This window comes from Sphingomonas sp. OTU376 (assembly GCF_038440415.1).
Lineage (GTDB): Bacteria > Pseudomonadota > Alphaproteobacteria > Sphingomonadales > Sphingomonadaceae > Sphingomonas > Sphingomonas kyeonggiensis_A.
This window is the reverse complement of sequence record NZ_JASATQ010000021.1, coordinates 1-18,761: the sequence shown is the minus strand read 5'-3', so window position 1 is coordinate 18,761 and position 18,761 is coordinate 1. Positions and strand designations below refer to the sequence as shown.

Here is an 18,761-nt window from a genome sequence, read left to right as displayed (position 1 = left end):
TGAATTCTGCGATTGCGGCCAGCTTAGGGGGCTGGGGCGGAATGGCAATTGACTCCGGACGAATAGGGAACACAATAAGAACATTCCGTTCTCCCGAGTCGTGAGGCCATGGCCGATCCTGCCGTCCTGAAGCAATTGCGCGAGAGCCTGAAAGGGCTCGAGACCGGCGGATTCCGCCGGCGCCCGGCATTGCCCTTCGGGATCCCGGAGATCGATTCGCGGCTGGCGGACGAGGGGTTGCGGCTCGACGCACTGCACGAAGTTGCGGCGGGCACCAGCGACATGGCGGATGATTGCGCGGCAACGCTGTTCCTCGCCGGCATCGCGGCGCGCGCCTGGGGGCCGGTGCTTTGGGTGGTCCGGCGGCGCGACCTGTTCGCGCCGGGGCTCGCCCAGTCGGGCCTCGATCCCAAGCGCCTGATCTATGCCGAAGCCAAGGACGATGCCGAGCTGCTCGCGGTGATGGAGGAAGGGCTGCGCCATCGTGGGCTCGGCGCGGTGATCGGCGAAGCCAAGCGCGCGGACATGACCGCGACCCGCCGCCTGCAGCTGGCGGCCGAGGGCGGGCGGACGATCGCCCTGCTGATGAAACGCGCGGGCCGCGAAGGCAGCGATCCGATCGCCATGCCATCGGCGGCGGTGACGCGCTGGCGGGTGACCTGCGCGCCCTCGACGCCCCTGCCCGTGGCCGGTGTCGGCCGACCACGCTGGAAGCTGGCGCTGGCGCGGCAAAAGGGGGGAGAAGGTTTCGAGACAATCGTGGAGGCATGCGATGCAACGGGTCGCTGCGCTCTTCCTCCCGTTATGGCCAATCGAAAGGCTGTGGCGGGCGGAACGGCGCCCCGCCGCGCAGCCTGACGCGCGCGCCCTCCCCACGCCCCAGGCGCCCTTGCGCAAGCCCGCACAGCATGCGGGGCATTGGCGGCCGGGCGCGAAATGGGCCCGGGAGGATGACTCTCTCCCTCTCCCGCTTGCGAGAGAAGCTCAAGGTGAGGGTGGCTCGGACGCGGCTCGTTCACACCCTCACCCGACCTCGCTGCGCTCGGCCACCCTCTCCGACAAGCGGGAGAGGGAATTGGAATTCGCCCCGCTTATCACCACCCTGCGCAACGGCAGCCGGATCGAGATCGCCGCCGCCTGTCCCGCCGCCCAGGCGCTGGGACTGCGGCCCGGCATGGCGGTGACCCAGGCACGCGCGCAGGTCCCCGGGCTCGACATCCGCCCCGCCGATCCCGAGGGCGATCTCGCTTCGCTAAGAAGCCTCGCCATCCTCGCCGCCCGGCGCTGGTCGCCCTGCGTGGCGCTGTCGGGCGAGGACGGGCTGTTCCTCGATCTCTCCGGCACCGCGCATCTGTTCGGCGGCGAAGCGAAAATGGCGCGACACATCGTCCGCCTGCTCGCGCGCGCCGGCTTCACCGCGCGGATCGCGATCGCCGACACGCCCGGCGCCGCCTGGGCATTGGCACGCTATCATGGCCATTGCCTCTGCCCGCCGGGCGAACAGGCGCGTGCGCTGGCCGGGCTGCCCACGCCGGCGCTGCGCATCGACGAAGCCGCAGCGGAGCTGCTCAAGCGATTGGGAGTCGACCGGATCGGTCAACTCGCCGCCCTGCCCCGCGCACCGCTCACGCGCCGCTTCGGCGCTGCGACGGTCCTGCGGCTCGACCAGGCGCTGGGTCGTATCGCCGAGCCGCTCGATCCGGTGATCCCGCCCGAAAGCATCGCCGTGCGGCAGCGCTTCGCCGAGCCGATCGCCAGCGCCGAGGCCATCGAGCATTGGCTGGGCCAGCTCACTCCGCGCCTTGCCGCCGCGCTCGAGGACGAAGGGCTGGGGGTGCAGGCGCTCGAATGCATCGCCGATCGGATCGACGGGGTGCCGCAGCGCATCCGCATCGGCCTGGCCCGGCCCAATCGCGACCCCGCGCATCTGCTCCGCCTGCTCAAGCGGCGGATCGAGGATGTCGAGCCGGGCTATGGGATCGACGCGATCACCCTGCATGTCCGCCGCGCCGCGCCGCTCGGGCCCGAACCGGTGGTCGAACGGCTCGACGAGGAAGCGGCGCCCGACATCACCACGCTGGTGGACACGCTGGCGACCCGGATCGGCCAGGACGCGATGTGGCGGATGCGTGCCGTGGAAAGCGACATGCCCGAGCGCTCCCTGGCACGGGCGCCGGTGCTCGACCCTCCCATACGCAGCGGCGAGCGTCCGAAGGTCGACGATGTCCGCCAGCTCGATCGCAGCGCCGCGCTCCATCCCTGGCATCCGGCCTGGCCCAAGCCCGCCCGGCTGCTGCGCCGGCCCGAACGGCTCGATCACGTCATCGCCGAGCTGCCCGACCAGCCCCCCCGCCGCTTCACCTGGCGCGGGCGCCCGCACCAGGTGATCCGCGCCGATGGGCCCGAGCGGGTGCAGGGCGAATGGTGGAAGCGCGATGCCGAGCGGCTGAGCGTGCGCGACTATTTCCGCGTCGAGGACGAGGCCGGCCGCCGCTACTGGCTGTTCCGCGCCGGCGATGGCGAGCGCGCGGCGACCGGCGACCTCAGCTGGTATCTCCACGGCGTGTTCGGATGACCTATGCCGAACTCCAGGTGACGACGCATTTCTCGTTCCTGCGCGGAGCGTCCTCACCCGAGGATCTGTTCCGGCAGGCCGCCCTGCTCGGCCTGCCGGCGCTCGGCATCGTCGACCGCAATTCGGTGGGCGGCGTGGTGCGCGCGCTGGTGGCCGCCGAGCAATTCAGCGCGCTCGGCGTGCCGATCCGGATGATCGCCGGCTGCCGGCTCGACCTGGTCGATGGCAGTTCGGTGCTGGTCTGGCCCGAGGATCGCACGGCGTGGAGCCGGCTCACCCGGCTGCTCACTCTCGGCAAGTCGCGCGCCGATGCGCAGAAGGGCGAAAAAGGCCAATGCTTCCTCCATTGGGACGATCTGGCCAACGCCGCACAGGGGCTGGTCGGCGCGCTGGTGCCAGGACTGGCCGATACCGGTGATCCGGTTTCACTCCGCTGGATGGCGGATATCTTCGGGGCAAGCGGCCATCTCTGCCTCACCCAGCATCGCCGCCCGGGCGACGCACTGCGACTGCACGAACTCAATCTTGCCGCCGGGCGCTTCGGGCTCACCCCGCTCGCCACCAGCGATGTCCTCTACGATACGCCCGACCGGCGGATGCTGCAGGACGTGGTCACGGCGATCCGCGAGAAATGCACGATCGACGAACTCGGCTTCCGCCGCGAGCGCAACGCCGACCGGCACCTAAAGTCGCCCGCGGAAATGGCGCGACGCTTTCGCGACTATCCGCAAGCGCTGGCGGCTTCGGAAGCGATCGCCGAACGCTGCACCTTTTCGCTGCGGGAGCTGAAGCATCAATATCCCGAGGAAGAAGTCCTCGATGGCCGCACCGCGCAGGAAGCGCTCGCCGCGCTCGCCTGGAACGGGCTCAAGCAGAAATTCGCGGGCAAGCCCTCGCAGGCGCATCAGGACCTGCTCCGGCACGAGCTCGGGCTGGTCGAGCAGATGGACTATGCGCCCTATTTCCTCACCGTGAATTCGATCGTCCAGTTCGCGCTCAGCCAGCAGATCCTCTGCCAGGGGCGGGGCAGCGCCGCCAATTCGGTGATCTGCTTCGCGCTCGGCATCACGTCGATCGATCCGATCGTCCACCAGCTGCTGTTCGAGCGCTTCATCTCGACCGAACGCAAGGAGCCGCCCGACATCGACGTCGACTTCGAGCATGAGCGACGCGAGGAAGTGATCCAGTGGATCTATGACAGCTATGGCCGTGACCATGCCGCGCTGACTGCCGTCGTCATCCGCTTCCGCTCGCGCAGTGCGCTGCGCGAAGTCGGCAAGGCGATGGGCCTTCCCGAAGACATGACCGCGGCGCTCTCCTCGCAGGTCTGGGGTTGGTCGAACGACGTCGACGACAAGCATGCCGACGCGCTCAACCTCGATCGCAGCGACCCGCGGCTGGCGCTGACGCTGGAACTGGCGCGCCAGCTGGTGAACACACCGCGCCATCTGTCGCAGCATCCCGGCGGCTTCGTGCTGACCCGCGACAAGCTGCACGACCTGATCCCGGTCGAGCCCGCGGCCATGGCCGAACGCCATGTCGTCGAATGGGAGAAGCTCGATATCGAGGAGCTGGGCTTCATGAAGGTCGATATCCTCGGCCTCGGCATGCTCGGCTGCATGCGACGCACGTTCGACCTGCTGGCGGAGCACAAGCGGACCTACCTGACATTGGCCTCGCCGAAGATGCAGGAGGAAGACCCCCTGACCTTCAAGATGATCCAGCAGGCGGACACGCTCGGCGTGTTCCAGATCGAGAGCCGCGCGCAGATGTCGATGCTGCCGCGAATGAAGCCGGTCTGCTTCTACGACATCGCCATCCAGGTCGCGATCGTCCGGCCAGGGCCGATCCAGGGCAACATGGTGCATCCCTATCTGAAACGCCGGCAGAATCCGGAGCTGGTCGATTATCCCTCGCCCAGGCTGAAAGCGGTGCTGAAGAAGACGCTGGGCGTGCCGCTGTTCCAGGAGCAGGCGATGCAGGTGGCGATCGTCGGGGCGGACTTCACGCCGAGCGAGGCCGACCGGCTGCGCCGGGCGATGGCGACCTTCAAGTCGAGCGGCGATATCGGCGAATTCGGCCCGAAGCTGATCGAAGGCATGCGCCGCAACGGCATCAACGAGACCTTCGCCGCGCAGCTGGTCGAGCAAATCAAGGGCTTCAGCAATTACGGCTTCCCCGAGAGCCACGCCGCCAGCTTCGCCAAGATCGCCTATGCCTCGAGCTGGATGAAATGCCATCATCCGGACGTGTTCTGCACCGCGCTGCTCAATGCGCAGCCGATGGGCTTCTACGCGCCCGCGCAGCTGATCCGCGATGCCCGCACCCACGGTGTCGAGGCGCGCGCCGTGTGCATCAACGACAGCGACTGGGACACGCGGATGGTACCCGAGGGCCCGAACCTGCGCGAACAGGACGCACGTTTCTGCGGCACCGAGGCGGATTGGAAGAGCCTGCAGCCGATCCGACTCGGCATGCGGATCGTGCAGGGACTGGCGCAGGAAGATGCGCGCAAGGTCCTCGACGCCCGCGCAGAAGCCCCCTTCACGTCGATCGAGGATATCTGGCGCCGCTCCCGGGTGAAGCCGGCCGCGCTGGAACGGCTCGCCCGCGCCGATGCCTTCCAGGCGCTGGGCCTCAACCGGCGCCAGGCGCTCTGGGCGATCAAGGGGCTCAGCCAGGCACCGCTCGACTTGTTCGCCGCTGCCGATGCACGCGAGGGTGCAACCGTGGCCGAAGTGGTCGAGCCGCAGGTGGCCTTGCTCCCCCTCAGCGCCGGCCGCGAAGTGGTGGAGGATTATCGCGCGACCCAGCTCTCGTTGCGCGCCCATCCTCTCACTTTCCTGCGTGATCGCCTGGCGGCACGACGGATCGCGCAGTGCGCGGACCTGCTGAACATGAAGGATGGCCAGAGGGTGGAAGTCGCCGGACTGATCCTGGTCCGCCAGCGGCCGGGCAGCGCCAAGGGCGTGGTGTTCGTCACCCTGGAGGACGAGACCGGCATCGCCAATGCCGTGCTCTGGGCGGACCGGTTCGAGGCCAATCGCCGCACCGTGATGTCCGCCACGATGCTGGCGATCAAGGGCAAGGTGCAGCGCGAGGGGATCGTGATCCACCTGGTCGCCGAGCAGATCACCGACCTCACTCCGTGGCTGCGCGAAGTCGGCGAGCTCGAACTTCCCCGCATGACCATGCCCGGTGACGGCGCGACGCATGGCGGCGAGATCGATCCCCGCGACCGGCTCAAGCTGCCGCGCCAGCGCGCGCTCGAAAGCTGGCCGCCCCGCCGCAGCCTCAAGACGCCGGACCTGATCCCGGTACGCTCAAGGGACTTCCACTGATGCCTGGAAACCGTTTCTTCTATGCGCTTCGCCCCTCGCCGCTCGCCCGCAACCTGATCGGGGTGCAGCGCGACCAGCTGGGGCTGGCCGAGACCATCGTCGAGAATGACCGGCTGCACATCACGCTCGGCATCACCGAGGATTATGCGCGCCAGCCCTATGCCGAGATGAAGCGGCTGATCGAGATCGGCGAGCAGGTCTCCGCCGCGCCGGTGCCGGTACGGCTCGACCGGGTCTCCGCCGGCAACGAGACGATCGCGCTCAAGCCCAGCCGCAGGATCGATGCGTTGGCCGAACTGGGCCGCAAGCTGCAGGACGGGCTGCGCCACGCCGGACTGCTGCGCGGCGCCTGGGATTTCCACCCGCACGTCACTCTGCTCTACCGCAAGGGCCGGCCGTTCACGCGGACGATCGAGCCGATCGGCTGGGACGCGACCGACTTCGTGCTGATCCATTCGATCCTGGGCGCGCACCGGCATATCGAACTGGGCCGCTGGCCACTGATCGAACGGCAGGGCGGGTTCGGCTTCTAGAAACCCAATCCCAGCTGCGGCACGTCACGAGTGACCACGCCGTCCCGCACCTCCACACCCTCGATCGCGAGCATCTGCGCCTTGGAATGCGAACCGCCGGGCGCCGAAAAGCCGCCGATCCGCCCGTTCGCCGCCGTCACCCGGTGGCAGGGGATGATCAGCGGCACCGGATTGGCTGCCATCGCCTGGCCGACATCGCGGGCGAATTCAGGGCCGGCATCGAGCAGCTTCGCGATCGCGCCATAGGTCGCAGTCTCGCCCCAGCCGAGGCGGCGGACCGCGGTGTAGACCCGCTCGAAGAAGGGCTGTTGCGGCCCGAGATCAACGGGCACGGCTGCAAAGTCGACACGCTCCCCGGCAAAATAGCGCAGGGCTTGGTTGATTACCGCCTGCACCGGCGAAGGCGGAACCACCGCCCTCGCGTCCGGAAGGCGCCGGAGCAGCGCGCGTTCGGCCTCGCCCGCGGTGCCCGCCGGCAACCGGAAGCTGTTGATGCCCGTGCCGTTCCAGCCGATCGCGGCGAACCCCGCCACGGTCTCGAACACGGTATAGAAGCGCTCGCCCGTCATGATGCGGAGATCGGCACTCGTTCCGCCGTTCGCAACCGGCTCAGCGCTCGTTGCGACGCCAGGGGCGGCCACGCCCGATCGCGCGCGCATCACCAAAGGGCAGCCGCGTCTCGAAGCGATCGAGTTCCAACCCGGAATCGTTGTCGCCGAGCATCTGGGCCCGCCGCAGCCACAGGCGGTAGCCGTGCAAATCCCCGATGTTGAACCGGCTCATCGCAAGATTCTGCGCGGCGAGGCACGCATACGGGCCACCCCGCACCCACACACGCCGATAGAGCCAGGCCGGTGTTCCCGCCCGAGACATCACGCCCAGGTCCGCCGGATCGTTACCCTGGCTGAACAGCCCGGCCAGTTCCAGCATCGCATGCGCATGACCGCGCCGGGCGAGATGGCGGAGGATCGGCCGGTAATGGCCATTGGCCCGCCGCTGCATGATCGCGCGGGCGCGCTCGAACAGCCGATCCTCCCGCGTCATTCAGCCCCCGACGGTCTGCTCGATCACGCCGAAGATCGGGTGGTGCTTGTCGTCCTCGGCCCAGATGCGCACCGTGTCGCCCTTCTTGAGGAACGGCGTGACCGGGGCGCCGCCGCGGATCGTCTCGATCGTGCGGATCTCGGCGAGGCAGGAATAGCCGACGCCGCCTTCGCTCACCGGCTTGCCCGGGCCGCCATCCTCGCCCCGGTTCGAAACCGTGCCCGAGCCGATGATCGTGCCGGCGCCCAGCTTGCGCGTCTTGGCGGCGTGGGCGACGAGCGTACCGAAATCGAAGGTCATGTCGACGCCGGCATCGGCGCGACCGAAAGCCTGGCCGTTAACATCGACCATCAGCTTGCGGTGCAGCTTGCCGTCCTGCCACCAGTCGCCCAGCGAATCGGGCGTGACGAAGACCGGCGAGAAGGCGCTGGCCGGCTTGGACTGGAAGAAGCCGAAGCCCTTGGCGAGCTCGCCTGGGATCAGGTTGCGCAGGGAAACGTCGTTGGTGAGGCCGACCAGGCGGATCGCGGCGAGCGCCTCTTCGCGCGAAGCCCCGAGCGGCACGTCGCCGGTGACGACCACCACTTCGCCCTCAAGGTCGCAGCCCCAGCTCTCATCGGCGAGCGGGATCGCGTCGCGCGGACCGAGGAAGCCGTCGCTGCCGCCCTGGTACATCAGCGGATCATGCCAGAAGCTGTCGGGCATCTCGGCATTCCGCGCCTGACGCACCAGCGCGACATGGTTCACATAGGCCGAGCCGTCCGCCCATTGGAACGCACGCGGCAGGGGTGCGGCGGCGAGCCGCTCGTGGAAGCGCTCGCGCGGGATCACCTCATGATCGAGATCGGTCGCGAGGTTGCGCAGATCGGCTTCCACCCGGTCCCAATTGTCGAGCGCCGCCTGCAGGGTCGGGGCGATCATGTCGGCACTGGCATACCAGGCCAGATCGGTGGAAACGACGACCAGCTTGCCGTCACGGCCGCTCTTCAGGCTTGCGAGCTTCATAAGTCTCTCCTTTGCCCCATCCATAGCCGTCCGCGCGGCCAAGTCGAGTTGATCCAGTCAGTTGACTCGGCCGCGCACGCCCCGCATCGAAGGGTCATGGGGGCTGCGTTGCGCTTTCTGGATCACGAAGGCGAGATGGCGGCGCGGATTCGTGCGTTCGACTGGTCGAACCATGTGCTCGGCCCGCCCGAAACCTGGCCCGAGGCGCTGAAATTCGCGCTCGACGTGGCACTGGGCTCGACCTTCCCCACCGCGGTCTATTGGGGGCCCGAGCTCTTCCTCCTCTACAACGACGCCTGGGCGCCGATCCCGGCCGAGCGGCATCCCTGGGCATTGGGCCGGCCTGGCGGCGAGGTATGGGCGGATATCTGGGATATCGTCGGCCCGCAGATGCGCGAAGTGCTCGCCACCGGCCGCGGTTTCGCGATCTACGACCAGCGCCTCATGATGGCGCGGAACGGTCGCCCGCAGGAAACCTGGTGGAACTACAGCTTCACCCCGGTGCGCGATGCCGAAGGCCGCGTCTCCGGCATGCTCAACCAGGGCAATGAGACCACGCGCACGGTGCTCGCCGAGCGCGCACGGCTCGCCGAAGTAGCGCGGCTGCGCGACCTGTTCGAGCAGGCGCCGGGGGCGATCGCGCTGCTCCACGGGCCCGAGCATCGCTTCGAATTCGCCAATTCCGAATATCTCGCGCTGGTCGGCGGTCGCCCGGTACTGGGGATGACCGTCGCCGAGGCGCTGCCCGAGGTGGTCGACCAGGGCTTCGTCTCGCTGCTCGACAGCGTCTATGTGAGCGGCGAGCCGTTTCGCGCCGACGGCATTCCGGTACTGCTCCAGCGCCAGCCCGGCGCACCACCCGAGACGCGCTTCCTCGATTTCGTCTACCAGCCGATCAAGGATGCAAACGGCAACCCGACCGACATCTTCGTTGCCGCCAATGACGTCACCGAGCGGACCAGCGCCGAGGAAGCACTGCGCCGAAGCGAGGAGCGCCTGCAACTGGCGCTGAACGCCTCGCTCGGCGTCGGCACCTGGGTCTGGGACGTGCCCGCCAACCTGGTTACCGCCGATGCGCGCTTCCTGCGACTCTACGGGGTGGACGAAGCGCTTGCCGGCAAAGGCACCCCGATCGAGCAGTTCTTCGTCAACGTGCACCCCAAGGATCGCCCCAGGCTCGAGGCGGGGATCGCCCGCACGCTGCAGGAGCGCATGCCGTTCAACGAGGAATATCGGCTGCTCCAGCCCGACGGTACCGCGCGCTGGGTGAGCGCGCAGGGCCGGGCGACCTTCGACGAGAATGGCGATCCGCTGCGCTTCCCCGGCGTCGCCTTCGACATCACCGAGCGCAAGCTGGCCGAGGAAGCCGCGCGCGACGCTGCCGAAGAGCTCCGCGAAGCGAACGAGGCCCAGGCATTCCTGGGCGCGTTGGCCGACCAGCAGCGCACGCTCGATACCGCCGACGCGGTGATGCGCTTCACCGCCGCCGCCCTGGGCGAGCAGATGCGGCTCGACCGGGTGAGCTTCTACCGGGTGCACGGCGCCGAAGTGCGCTTCGGCCCCTCCTGGGCCAGTGACCGGCTGGCGCCGCTTGAAGGCACGCTGGCGATCGAGGCGCTGGGCGACAATGCCCGGGCCTATCGCATCGGGCACAGCGTCGTGCTGGACGACATCGCGAGACAGGCGCCCGGCCTCGCCCATTTCGCCGGTGCCGGCGTCGGCGTCCCGCTGCTGCGCGGCGGGCAATGGGTGGCCGTGATGTCGCTCAATACCGCCGAGCCGCGCCGCTGGTCGCCGGAGGAAGTCGCGTTCATCGAAGCGGTGGCCGAGACGACCTGGGATGCAGTGGAGCGGATCGAGGCCGTCGCGGCGCTACGTGAGAGCGAGGCCAAGTTCCGCGCCATCGCCAATTCGATCGACCAGATGGTGTGGTCGACCCAACCCGACGGCTATCACGATTACTATAATGACCGCTGGTACGAATATACCGGCGTGCCGGCGGGCAGCACCGACGGCGAGGCCTGGAACGACATGTTCCATCCCGAGGACCAGGAGCGCGCCTGGGCCGTCTGGCGCCAGAGCCTGGCCACCGGCGCGCGCTACCGGATCGAATATCGGCTCAAGCATCGATCGGGCCGGTATCGCTGGGTGCTCGGCAGCGCCCAGCCGGTGCGCGACGAGCAGGGCGCGATCACCCGCTGGTTCGGCACCTGCACCGACATCCAGGACATCGTCGATGCGCGCGAAGTCCTCGCCCGGTCGCGCGAGGCGCTGGAAGCAGCGGTGCGCGAGCGGACCGAGCAGCTGATGGCGGCCGAGGCACGGTTGCGCCAGGCACAGAAGATGGAGGCGGTGGGCCAGCTCACCGGCGGCATCGCACACGACTTCAACAACATGCTCGCCGTGGTGATCGGCGCGCTCGACCTGCTCGAGCGCCGCGTGAAGCAGGGCAACCGGGACCTCGACAAATATATCAGCGCCGCCCGCGAAGGCGCCAATCGCGCCGCCACGCTCACCCAGCGGCTGCTCGCCTTCTCGCGCCAGCAACCGCTCGCCCCGATGGCGATCGATGCCAATGAGATGGTGCGCGGGATGATCGAGCTGCTCGTCCGCACGCTGGGCGACGATGTCACGGTGGAAACCGTGCTGCCCGCCGGCGTGTCGCCGCTGCTCGCCGATCCCAACCAGCTCGAGAACGTCATCCTCAACCTGTCGGTCAATGCGCGCGACGCGATGCCGCATGGCGGCAAGCTGGTGCTCGCCACCGCCAATGCCCGGTTCGAGGCGGCCGAGGCGGCGGAGCTGGAACTGCAGCCCGGCGACTATGTCGAGATCGCGGTGACCGACAGCGGCACCGGCATGACCCCCGAAGTGGCAGCGCGGGCCTTCGATCCCTTTTTCACCACCAAGGGGGTTGGCAAGGGCACCGGGCTGGGCCTGAGCCAGGTGTTCGGGTTCGTCCGCCAGTCAGGCGGCGCGGTGGGGATCGATACCGAGGAAGGGCGCGGCACTACCGTGCGGCTCTATCTGCCGGCCCATTCGGGCGCCGCGCTGCAGCCGCGCACCGAAACTCCGGCCGCTGCTCCGGCACGAGGGCATGAGGGCGAGCTGGTGCTGGTGGTCGAGGACGAGGAGCGGGTACGCAATTTCTCGCTCGAGGCGCTGCGCGAGCTTGGCTACCAGGTGGTCGGCGCCCGCGACGGGCCCGAGGCATTGCGGCTGATCGACACCGGGCTGCGCGTCTCGCTGCTGTTCAGCGACGTGGTGATGCCCGAGATGACCGGCCGCGAGCTGGCGGAGCATGCGCGCGCCAGGGTGCCGGGGCTCAAGGTGCTGCTGACCAGCGGCTATGCCCCGGAAACCGCCCGGGTGGCCGGCGAGACGATCCTCGCCAAGCCCTTCGACCTGGACCGACTTGCCGCCGCGGTGCGCACCGCGCTGGACGCATAAAGCCTTGACCGAATCGCGCATGCAGGCCATGCGCGCCGCGGCTTCGGCGCCCCGCGCCTGTGCCCCCGTAACGCCCAGCCGCCGAGTCCTGTCGAAGGGCGGCTTGTGGCCCGCCCCGGCAGGCGGAGACGTGTATCCATGGCAAATGTAGCGGTTATCGGCGCCCAATGGGGTGACGAAGGCAAGGGCAAGATCGTCGACTGGCTCGCCGAGCGTGCCGACATGGTCGTGCGCTTCCAGGGCGGCCACAATGCCGGCCACACGCTCGTCGTCGGCGAGAATGTCTACAAGCTCTCGCTGCTCCCCTCGGGTATCGTGCGTGGCACGCCTTCGGTGATCGGCAATGGCGTGGTGCTCGATCCCTGGGCGCTCAAGGCCGAGATCGAGAAGCTGCGCGGCCAGGGCGTGGAAGTGACGCCCGACACGCTGAGCATAGCCGATACCTGCCCGCTGATCCTGCCGCTGCACGGCGAGCTCGACGGTCTGCGCGAGGACGCCAGCGGCGCCGGCAAGATCGGCACCACCCGCCGCGGCATCGGCCCGGCCTATGAGGACAAGGTCGGCCGCCGCGCGATCCGCGTCTGCGACCTGGCGCATCTCGGCGAGATGGAGCCGCAGCTCGATCGCCTGCTCGCGCATCACGACGCGCTGCGCGCCGGCTTCGGCGTCGGCCCGATCGACCGCGCCGCGCTGGTCCGGCAGCTCGAGGAAATCGCCGGTTTCGTGCTGCCCTTCGCCAAGCCGGTGTGGCGCGACCTCAACGCCGCGCGCGAGCGCGGCCGCCGCATCCTGTTCGAGGGCGCGCAGGGCGTGCTGCTCGACATCGATCACGGCACCTATCCGTTCGTCACCTCGTCGAACACCGTGGCGGGCACGGCTTCGGCCGGTTCGGGCATCGGCCCGGCGGCGGTCGGCTTCGTGCTGGGCATCGCCAAGGCCTATACCACCCGCGTCGGATCGGGTCCGTTCCCGAGCGAGCAGGACAATGAAGTGGGCGAGCGGCTCGGCACGCGCGGCCATGAGTTCGGCACCGTCACCGGGCGCAAGCGCCGCTGCGGCTGGCTCGACGCGGTGCTGCTGCGCCAGTCGGCCGCGGTCTCGGGCATCACCGGCATCGCGCTGACCAAGCTCGACGTGCTCGACGGGTTCGACGAGATCCAGGTCTGCACCGGCTACAGGCTGCACGGCGAGGAGATCGACTATTACCCGTCGAACGCCGCCGATCAGGCCGCGGTCGAAGCGGTCTACGAGACGATGCCGGGCTGGCAGGAAACCACTGCGGGTGCGCGCAGCTGGGCCGAGCTGCCGGCCGCCGCGATCAAGTATATCCGCCGTGTGGAAGAGCTGATTCGCTGCCCGGTGGCGCTGGTCTCGACCAGCCCCGAGCGCGAGGACACGATCCTGGTCCGCGATCCTTTCGCGGACTGATCTGGCCTGGTCCGCAATCCCTTCGCGGACTGATCTGGCCTGGTCCGCGATTCCTTCGCGGACGGATCGAACCAAGGCTATGCGCTACCCGTCCGGCCAGAGCGGGTAGCGCAACGCCCTGTGGCTTAGTTGGGCTTCTTCTTCTTGCCCTCATATTTGCGGTCCCGCTTGTCCGCTTCGTTCGATGCCGAGGCATCTTCGGCGGGAGCAGCGGGATCCGGGGCCGTCGTGGCCGTGCTGGCGTCCGGCGCAGGTGCCGGCGCAGTAGCGCTCGGATCGGGCGCCGGCGCAGGGGCGGGCGTCTCGGTCGGCGTCGTCGTGGTGGACGGATCGGTAGGAGTGGTGGTCTGGGCGAAGGCCGCCGGAGCGGCAAGCAGCGCCGCGGCGCCGATCAGGGTTTTGAGCAACATAACTGGGCAATCCTCCTTCGGTTTTTGCCGAGGACCGTTGGAGCGGTTGCGCATGTCTGGATTGTTTCCAAGCGTTTCAGCCAGCCCTGCGAGGCACACGGCTGGGCAGCGAACAGAGCCGGAAGAGAGATGGGCCGAAATGTGGCAGACAAGTAAAAGCCGGCCGAATTCGCCGATCCGGCCGGCTTTCGAAGCCTGAACTGGTTTCCGCGGTTACCGAACGAATCAGCCGACCTGGGCGCGGTGCAGCAGCTTCTGGTCGGCCAGGACCAGCGCCATCATCGCCTCGACCACCGGCACGCCGCGAATGCCGACGCACGGATCATGCCGACCCTTGGTGCGGATCTCGGCTGCCTCGCCTGCGCGGTTGATCGTCTCCACCGGCGTCAGGATAGAACTGGTCGGCTTGAACGCCGCGCGCACCCGCACCGGCTGGCCGGTCGAGATGCCGCCGGCGATGCCACCCGCATGGTTGGCAAGGAACTCGGGACCATCGGCACCGGGACGCATCGGATCGGCATTGGCCTCACCGGTCGCCAGCGCGGCGGCGAAGCCGTCGCCGATCTCGATGCCCTTCACCGCGTTGATCGACATGATCGCGGCGGCAAGCTCGCTGTCGAGCTTGGCATAGAGCGGCGCGCCCCAGCCCGCCGGCACGCCGGTCGCCTCGCAGGTGACCGTGGCACCCAGCGACGAGCCGGCCTTGCGTGCCGCGTCGACCAGCGCCTCCCACTGGGCCGCCGCTTCGGCATCGGGCGAGAAGAAGGCGTTGCGGTCGATCTCGGCGGCGTCGAAGCGCGAATAGAGGATCGGCGCATGGCCGATCGCCTCGACCCAGCCGGTGATCGTCACTTCGGGGATGACCAGCCGGGCGATCGCGCCGGCCGCCACTCGCGCCGCCGTCTCGCGCGCCGAGCTGCGCCCGCCGCCGCGATAGTCGCGGAAGCCGTATTTGGCGTCATAGGCATAATCGGCATGGCCGGGGCGATAGGCGACCGCGACTTCGGAATAGTCCTTGGAGCGCTGGTCGACATTCTCGATCATCAGGCTGATCGGCGTTCCCGTCGTCCGCCCTTCGAACACGCCGGAAAGGATGCGGACCTGGTCCGGCTCCTGCCGCTGGGTGGTGAAGCGCGACTGGCCGGGACGGCGCTTGTCGAGATAGGGCTGGATATCGGCTTCGGACAGCGCGATCCCCGGCGGGCACCCGTCGACGACGACGCCCAGCGCCGGGCCATGGCTCTCGCCCCAGGTGGTGAAGCGGAAGACGCGTCCGAAGGTATTGTAGCTCATCGCCTTGCTACTGTCCGATCCCACAAGGTTTTGAAAGCGAGAAGCACGGGGATGGCGACCACCAAAAGGAGCGCGAAAACGCCAAAGCCGGCCAGTGAGAAGAAGGAAAGATCGAGCAAGTTCAAGGCGGCCCAAGGGAAGAGGACCAGAATATACAATCCAGGCAGCCCTCTCGCGGCCTGCAGCAAGGCCGGCCCTGTCGGCACCCGTGATTTGCGGCTCACGACCAACCGATCCACCCCCCACGAGAGCGGCAAGACAAACAGAAAGAGATTGGCGTTCAGCTCAAACATCGCGGCCCAGCTCTGCGAACGCCGATGCATGCGTCGCGGCGCCGCGCACCCCGCACGGCATGGCGCCGCCCTGGAGCGGCAACGCCATCAGATACTCACCGGCATAGGGCGAGGCAAATCCCTGCGCCCATTCGGCCACGAAACCAAAACGCTCATAATAGCCCGGCTCGCCCAGCACGAAGCAGAGCATCGCGCCGGCCGCCTGCAGCTGCGCGATCCCGGCCTGGACCAGCGCCTCGCCGACACCCTGCTGGCGCCAGGCCTTTTCCACCGCCAGCGGCGCCAGTGCGACTGCCGCGATCGGCTTGTCCGCGATGGTGACGTCCATCCGGCTGAACGCGACCATGCCGGCAAGCGCGCCGGTTTCCTCGTCGTCGGCCACCAGCGTCAGCACCATGTCGCCGTCGATGCACAGCCGCTGGACCAGCCGCGCCTCGTCCTCCGCCGGGAAGGAACGGCGCAGCAGCGCGTCGATCGCCGCCACGTCCCCGCCGGTAGCGGGGCGCACGACGATGCTCACGAGAGCGCGATGTCCGGCGCGTCCTCGGCCTTCATGCCGATCACATTGTAGCCCGCATCCACATGGTGGATTTCGCCGGTCACGCCAGCGGAGAGATTCGAAAGCAGGTACAGGCCCGCGCCGCCAACGTCCTCGATCGTCACCGTACGGCGCAAAGGCGAGTTCAGCTCGTTCCACTTGAGGATATAGTTGAAGTCGCCGATGCCGCGCGCCGCCAGCGTCTGGATCGGGCCGGCCGAGATCGCGTTCACCCGGATATTCTCCGGTCCCATGTCGACCGCGAGATACTTCACGCTGGTCTCCAGCGCGGCCTTGGCGACGCCCATCACGTTATAGTGCGGGATCACCTTCTCGGCGCCGTAATAGGTCAGCGTGAGGATCGAGCCGCCCTCCGGCATCATCGCGCGCGCGCGCTTGGCGACGGCGACGAGGCTGTAGGCCGAGATGTTCATCGTCATCAGGAAGTTGTCGAGCGTGGTATCGTAGAACTTGCCGCGCAGCTGCGACTTGTCCGAGAAGCCGATCGCATGGACGACGAAGTCGATCGTCGGCCACTTCGCCTTGAGCGTGTCGAACGCCACATCGAGCGCGTCCATGTCCGACACGTCGCAATCGATCAGCGTGTCCGAGCCCAGCTGCTCGGCCAGCGGCTTCACGCGCTTCAGCAGCGCATCGCCCTGATAGCTGAACGCCAGCTCGGCGCCCTGCTCGCGCAACTGCTTTGCGATGCCCCAGGCGAGGCTCTTGTCATTGGCGAGGCCCATGATCAGCCCACGCTTGCCCTGCATCAATCCGGTCACGACGCACTATTCTCCATTCTTACGCGGCTCCTCTAGACCCGTTTCGGGCGTTTCCGCCAGAGCCGCGTTCAACTCGGCGCCGACTACCAGCCCCAGCCCAACGAGGAAGAAGAAGATCAGTGCGATCATCACGCCTGCAAGGCTTCCATAGGTCAGATCGTAATTTCCCAGCGTACCGAGGATTTTGGGCAACAGGGCGGTAACCAGCAGCCACCAGGCCGCCGTGAACAGCGCGCCCGGCCATTTCGGGCATTTGCTCTTCCGGTATCGGCTGGGGGTGAGCGAGTAGAACAGGATGTAGAGCGCGCCGAACAGCGCGATCGCCGGGGCGATCTTGCTGAGCGAGACGATGCGCTGCGCCTCGGACGCCCAGGGGAAGATATTGTATAGGAACTGCTCGACGCCGGTGAGGATCACCTGGAAGCTGAACGCCGCCATGGTGATGATGACCGAGGCGATGATCATCCCGATCGCCCCCAGCCGATATTGCCAGAAGGGCGTGCTCGAGCGGACACCATAGGCCTGGCGCAGGATGCCGCGGATCGTCTCGATGAAGCCGGCCACGGTCCACAGCCCGACGATCGCGCCGAACCAGAGCAGATTGCCCGTCCGCGCCATCAGCACGTCGGACACCGGCTTGCGCAGCAGGTCCGCCACGTCGGGCGGCACGGTGTGGAGAAAGGCCTCGAGCGTGTGAATCCCCTCCGAGCTGCGGCCGAACAGCTGGGCGATCGCCGCCGCGACGATGAAGAAGGGGAAGAGCGTTACCAGGCTGAGATAGGCAAGGTTGCCGGCATAGGTGAAGCCGTCGTTGAACGTGCCGATCACCACCCGCTTGGTGACATGCCAGAATTTGGGTCCCAGGCCGATGCGGGCGAGCAGGCCGAGGATGCGGGATCCAAGCCCCGGCTTCGCCTGCGCGGCGCCCGTATCTTCCCCTGTCGTCACAAGGCGTTAGACGCCCATGCGGCCACGCGGGTTCCCCTTGTCGGTCCAGCCCCGGGCGAACTCGATCAGCGCATCGTCATTTACCGGCAGCTCGACCATCAGCGTGACGAGGAGATCGCCGCGGCCGCCACCGGTTCCTGGCGCCTTCTTGTGGAAGCCGCGGCCCTTGAGGCGGAGCACCTTGCCCGAGGACGAGCCCTTGGGAACCTTGAGCATCACCGCGCCGTCCGGCGTCGGCACCCGCACTTCGGCGCCGAGCACGGCTTCCGACAGCGTGACCGGCAGGTCGAGCCGGATATCGTCGCCCTGGCGCTCGTAGAAACGGTGCGGCTGGATCTCGATCGTGACGATCGCATCGCCGGGCTCGCCGGCGCCTTCCTCGCCCTTGCCGGCGAGGCGCATCTGGGTGCCGGTCTCGACGCCGGCGGGCAGCTTGAGGTCGAGCGTCTTGCCGTCGCGCAGCGTGATCCGCTGCGGCGCCAGCTTCGCCGCATCCTCGAACGACACCGCGAGGCGATAGGCCACGTTCGCGCCCTTGGGCGCCGCGCGCCGGCCGAAATCGCCGAAGCCGCCCGAGAAGCCGCCGCCACCGCGCCGGCCGCCCATGCCGCCGAACAGCCCCTCGAAGATGTCGCCGAAGCCACCGCCATCGCCGCCGCCGAAATCGGCGCGGAAACCGCCCTGGCCGGCGCCGGGATTGCCCCCGCCAAAGCCACCGCCGAAGCCGGCCCCGAACGGGTTCACGGGATTGCCCTCGCCATCGATCTCGCCGCGATCGAAGCGGGCGCGCTTGTCCTTGTCGGTCAGCAGGTCATAGGCCTGAGTGACCTGGCTGAACTTCTCCGCCGCCTTGGGATTGTCCTTGTTGCGGTCCGGATGCAGCTCCTTGGCGAGCTTGCGATAGGCCTTCTTGATATCGGCCTCGCTCGCGCCACGTGCGACATTCAGGACGGAATACGGATCAGCAGCCATCAAAACCCCTTTGGACGCGCCGTATTTCGGCGTGTCTGGTTCCTAACGCAAGAGTTGCGGATAAAACTCCCGCCCGCGAGAAAGCCGACTGTTCCAGTGCTTCCCCGGGGCAAGCCCGGGGCCCGGGGCGCCAGGGGCCTGGGGGTGGT

16 protein-coding genes are annotated in these 18,761 nt (G+C 68.1%); 6 read left to right on the top strand and 10 right to left on the bottom strand.

What is annotated here, in order from left to right:
* The first annotated feature begins 108 nt into the window (after nucleotides 1-108).
* The 4 genes from AAHM44_RS10955 to AAHM44_RS10940 are packed head-to-tail and all read left to right on the top strand — an operon-like array spanning nucleotide 109 to nucleotide 6,449.
* Entirely contained in the window at nucleotides 109-858 is a 750-nt protein-coding gene (locus AAHM44_RS10955; protein WP_342250003.1) for an ImuA family protein, read from the top strand.
* Nucleotides 773-2,575, top strand: a complete 1,803-nt coding sequence (locus AAHM44_RS10950; protein ID WP_342250002.1) for a DNA polymerase Y family protein — start codon at nucleotides 773-775, stop codon at nucleotides 2,573-2,575. Before AAHM44_RS10955 ends, AAHM44_RS10950 begins: the two co-directional genes overlap by 86 nt.
* Nucleotides 2,572-5,916, top strand: a complete 3,345-nt coding sequence (locus AAHM44_RS10945; RefSeq protein ID WP_342250001.1) for an error-prone DNA polymerase — start codon at nucleotides 2,572-2,574, stop codon at nucleotides 5,914-5,916. The genes AAHM44_RS10950 and AAHM44_RS10945 overlap by 4 nt, the downstream gene beginning before the upstream one ends.
* On the top strand, nucleotides 5,916-6,449 hold the full coding sequence (locus tag AAHM44_RS10940) for a 2'-5' RNA ligase family protein (protein WP_342250000.1): 534 nt from the start codon (nucleotides 5,916-5,918) through the stop codon (nucleotides 6,447-6,449). Before AAHM44_RS10945 ends, AAHM44_RS10940 begins: the two co-directional genes overlap by 1 nt.
* On the opposite strand, the gene AAHM44_RS10935 is transcribed toward AAHM44_RS10940, so the two are convergent.
* The 3 genes from AAHM44_RS10935 to AAHM44_RS10925 are packed head-to-tail and all read right to left on the bottom strand — an operon-like array spanning nucleotide 6,446 to nucleotide 8,498.
* Complete coding sequence (locus AAHM44_RS10935; RefSeq protein ID WP_342249999.1) at nucleotides 6,446-7,018, bottom strand: methylated-DNA--[protein]-cysteine S-methyltransferase; 573 nt, start codon at nucleotides 7,016-7,018, stop codon at nucleotides 6,446-6,448. The genes AAHM44_RS10940 and AAHM44_RS10935 overlap by 4 nt on opposite strands.
* A 40-nt stretch (nucleotides 7,019-7,058) precedes the next feature.
* Nucleotides 7,059-7,493, bottom strand: a complete 435-nt coding sequence (locus AAHM44_RS10930) for a hypothetical protein (protein ID WP_342249998.1) — start codon at nucleotides 7,491-7,493, stop codon at nucleotides 7,059-7,061.
* Nucleotides 7,494-8,498 carry a fumarylacetoacetate hydrolase family protein gene (locus AAHM44_RS10925; protein WP_184162625.1) on the bottom strand — a complete coding sequence of 335 codons (1,005 nt, stop codon included), beginning with the start codon at nucleotides 8,496-8,498 and terminating at the stop codon, nucleotides 7,494-7,496.
* A gap of 96 nt (nucleotides 8,499-8,594) precedes the next feature.
* On the opposite strand from AAHM44_RS10925, the gene AAHM44_RS10920 reads away from it, so the two are divergent.
* Nucleotides 8,595-11,948, top strand: a complete 3,354-nt coding sequence (locus AAHM44_RS10920) for a PAS domain-containing protein (RefSeq protein WP_342249997.1) — start codon at nucleotides 8,595-8,597, stop codon at nucleotides 11,946-11,948.
* A gap of 138 nt (nucleotides 11,949-12,086) precedes the next feature.
* Complete coding sequence (locus tag AAHM44_RS10915) at nucleotides 12,087-13,376, top strand: adenylosuccinate synthase (protein WP_342249996.1); 1,290 nt, start codon at nucleotides 12,087-12,089, stop codon at nucleotides 13,374-13,376.
* A 125-nt stretch (nucleotides 13,377-13,501) separates the two neighbouring features.
* Here AAHM44_RS10915 and AAHM44_RS10910 read toward each other — a convergent pair whose 3' ends face one another.
* The 7 genes from AAHM44_RS10910 to AAHM44_RS10880 form a co-directional block, all read right to left on the bottom strand.
* Nucleotides 13,502-13,786, bottom strand: a complete 285-nt coding sequence (locus AAHM44_RS10910) for a hypothetical protein (protein WP_269573513.1) — start codon at nucleotides 13,784-13,786, stop codon at nucleotides 13,502-13,504.
* A gap of 225 nt (nucleotides 13,787-14,011) precedes the next feature.
* Nucleotides 14,012-15,079, bottom strand: coding sequence for a chorismate synthase (gene aroC, locus AAHM44_RS10905; RefSeq protein ID WP_342249995.1), 1,068 nt, complete (start codon nucleotides 15,077-15,079; stop codon nucleotides 14,012-14,014).
* On the bottom strand, nucleotides 15,076-15,372 hold the full coding sequence (locus AAHM44_RS10900; protein WP_342249994.1) for a hypothetical protein: 297 nt from the start codon (nucleotides 15,370-15,372) through the stop codon (nucleotides 15,076-15,078). Before AAHM44_RS10900 ends, aroC begins: the two co-directional genes overlap by 4 nt.
* Entirely contained in the window at nucleotides 15,365-15,892 is a 528-nt protein-coding gene (locus AAHM44_RS10895; protein WP_269573511.1) for a GNAT family N-acetyltransferase, read from the bottom strand. The genes AAHM44_RS10900 and AAHM44_RS10895 overlap by 8 nt, the downstream gene beginning before the upstream one ends.
* Nucleotides 15,889-16,692, bottom strand: a complete 804-nt coding sequence (fabI, locus tag AAHM44_RS10890; protein ID WP_269573510.1) for an enoyl-ACP reductase FabI — start codon at nucleotides 16,690-16,692, stop codon at nucleotides 15,889-15,891. The genes AAHM44_RS10895 and fabI overlap by 4 nt, the downstream gene beginning before the upstream one ends.
* Nucleotides 16,693-16,698: 6 nt before the next feature.
* A complete protein-coding gene (locus tag AAHM44_RS10885; protein ID WP_446745984.1) occupies nucleotides 16,699-17,583 on the bottom strand; it encodes a YihY/virulence factor BrkB family protein in 885 nt (294 codons plus the stop codon).
* A gap of 63 nt (nucleotides 17,584-17,646) precedes the next feature.
* Nucleotides 17,647-18,612 (bottom strand): DnaJ C-terminal domain-containing protein, encoded by a 966-nt coding sequence (locus AAHM44_RS10880; RefSeq protein WP_269573508.1) that lies wholly within the window; start codon nucleotides 18,610-18,612, stop codon nucleotides 17,647-17,649.
* Nucleotides 18,613-18,761: the final 149 nt, after the last annotated feature.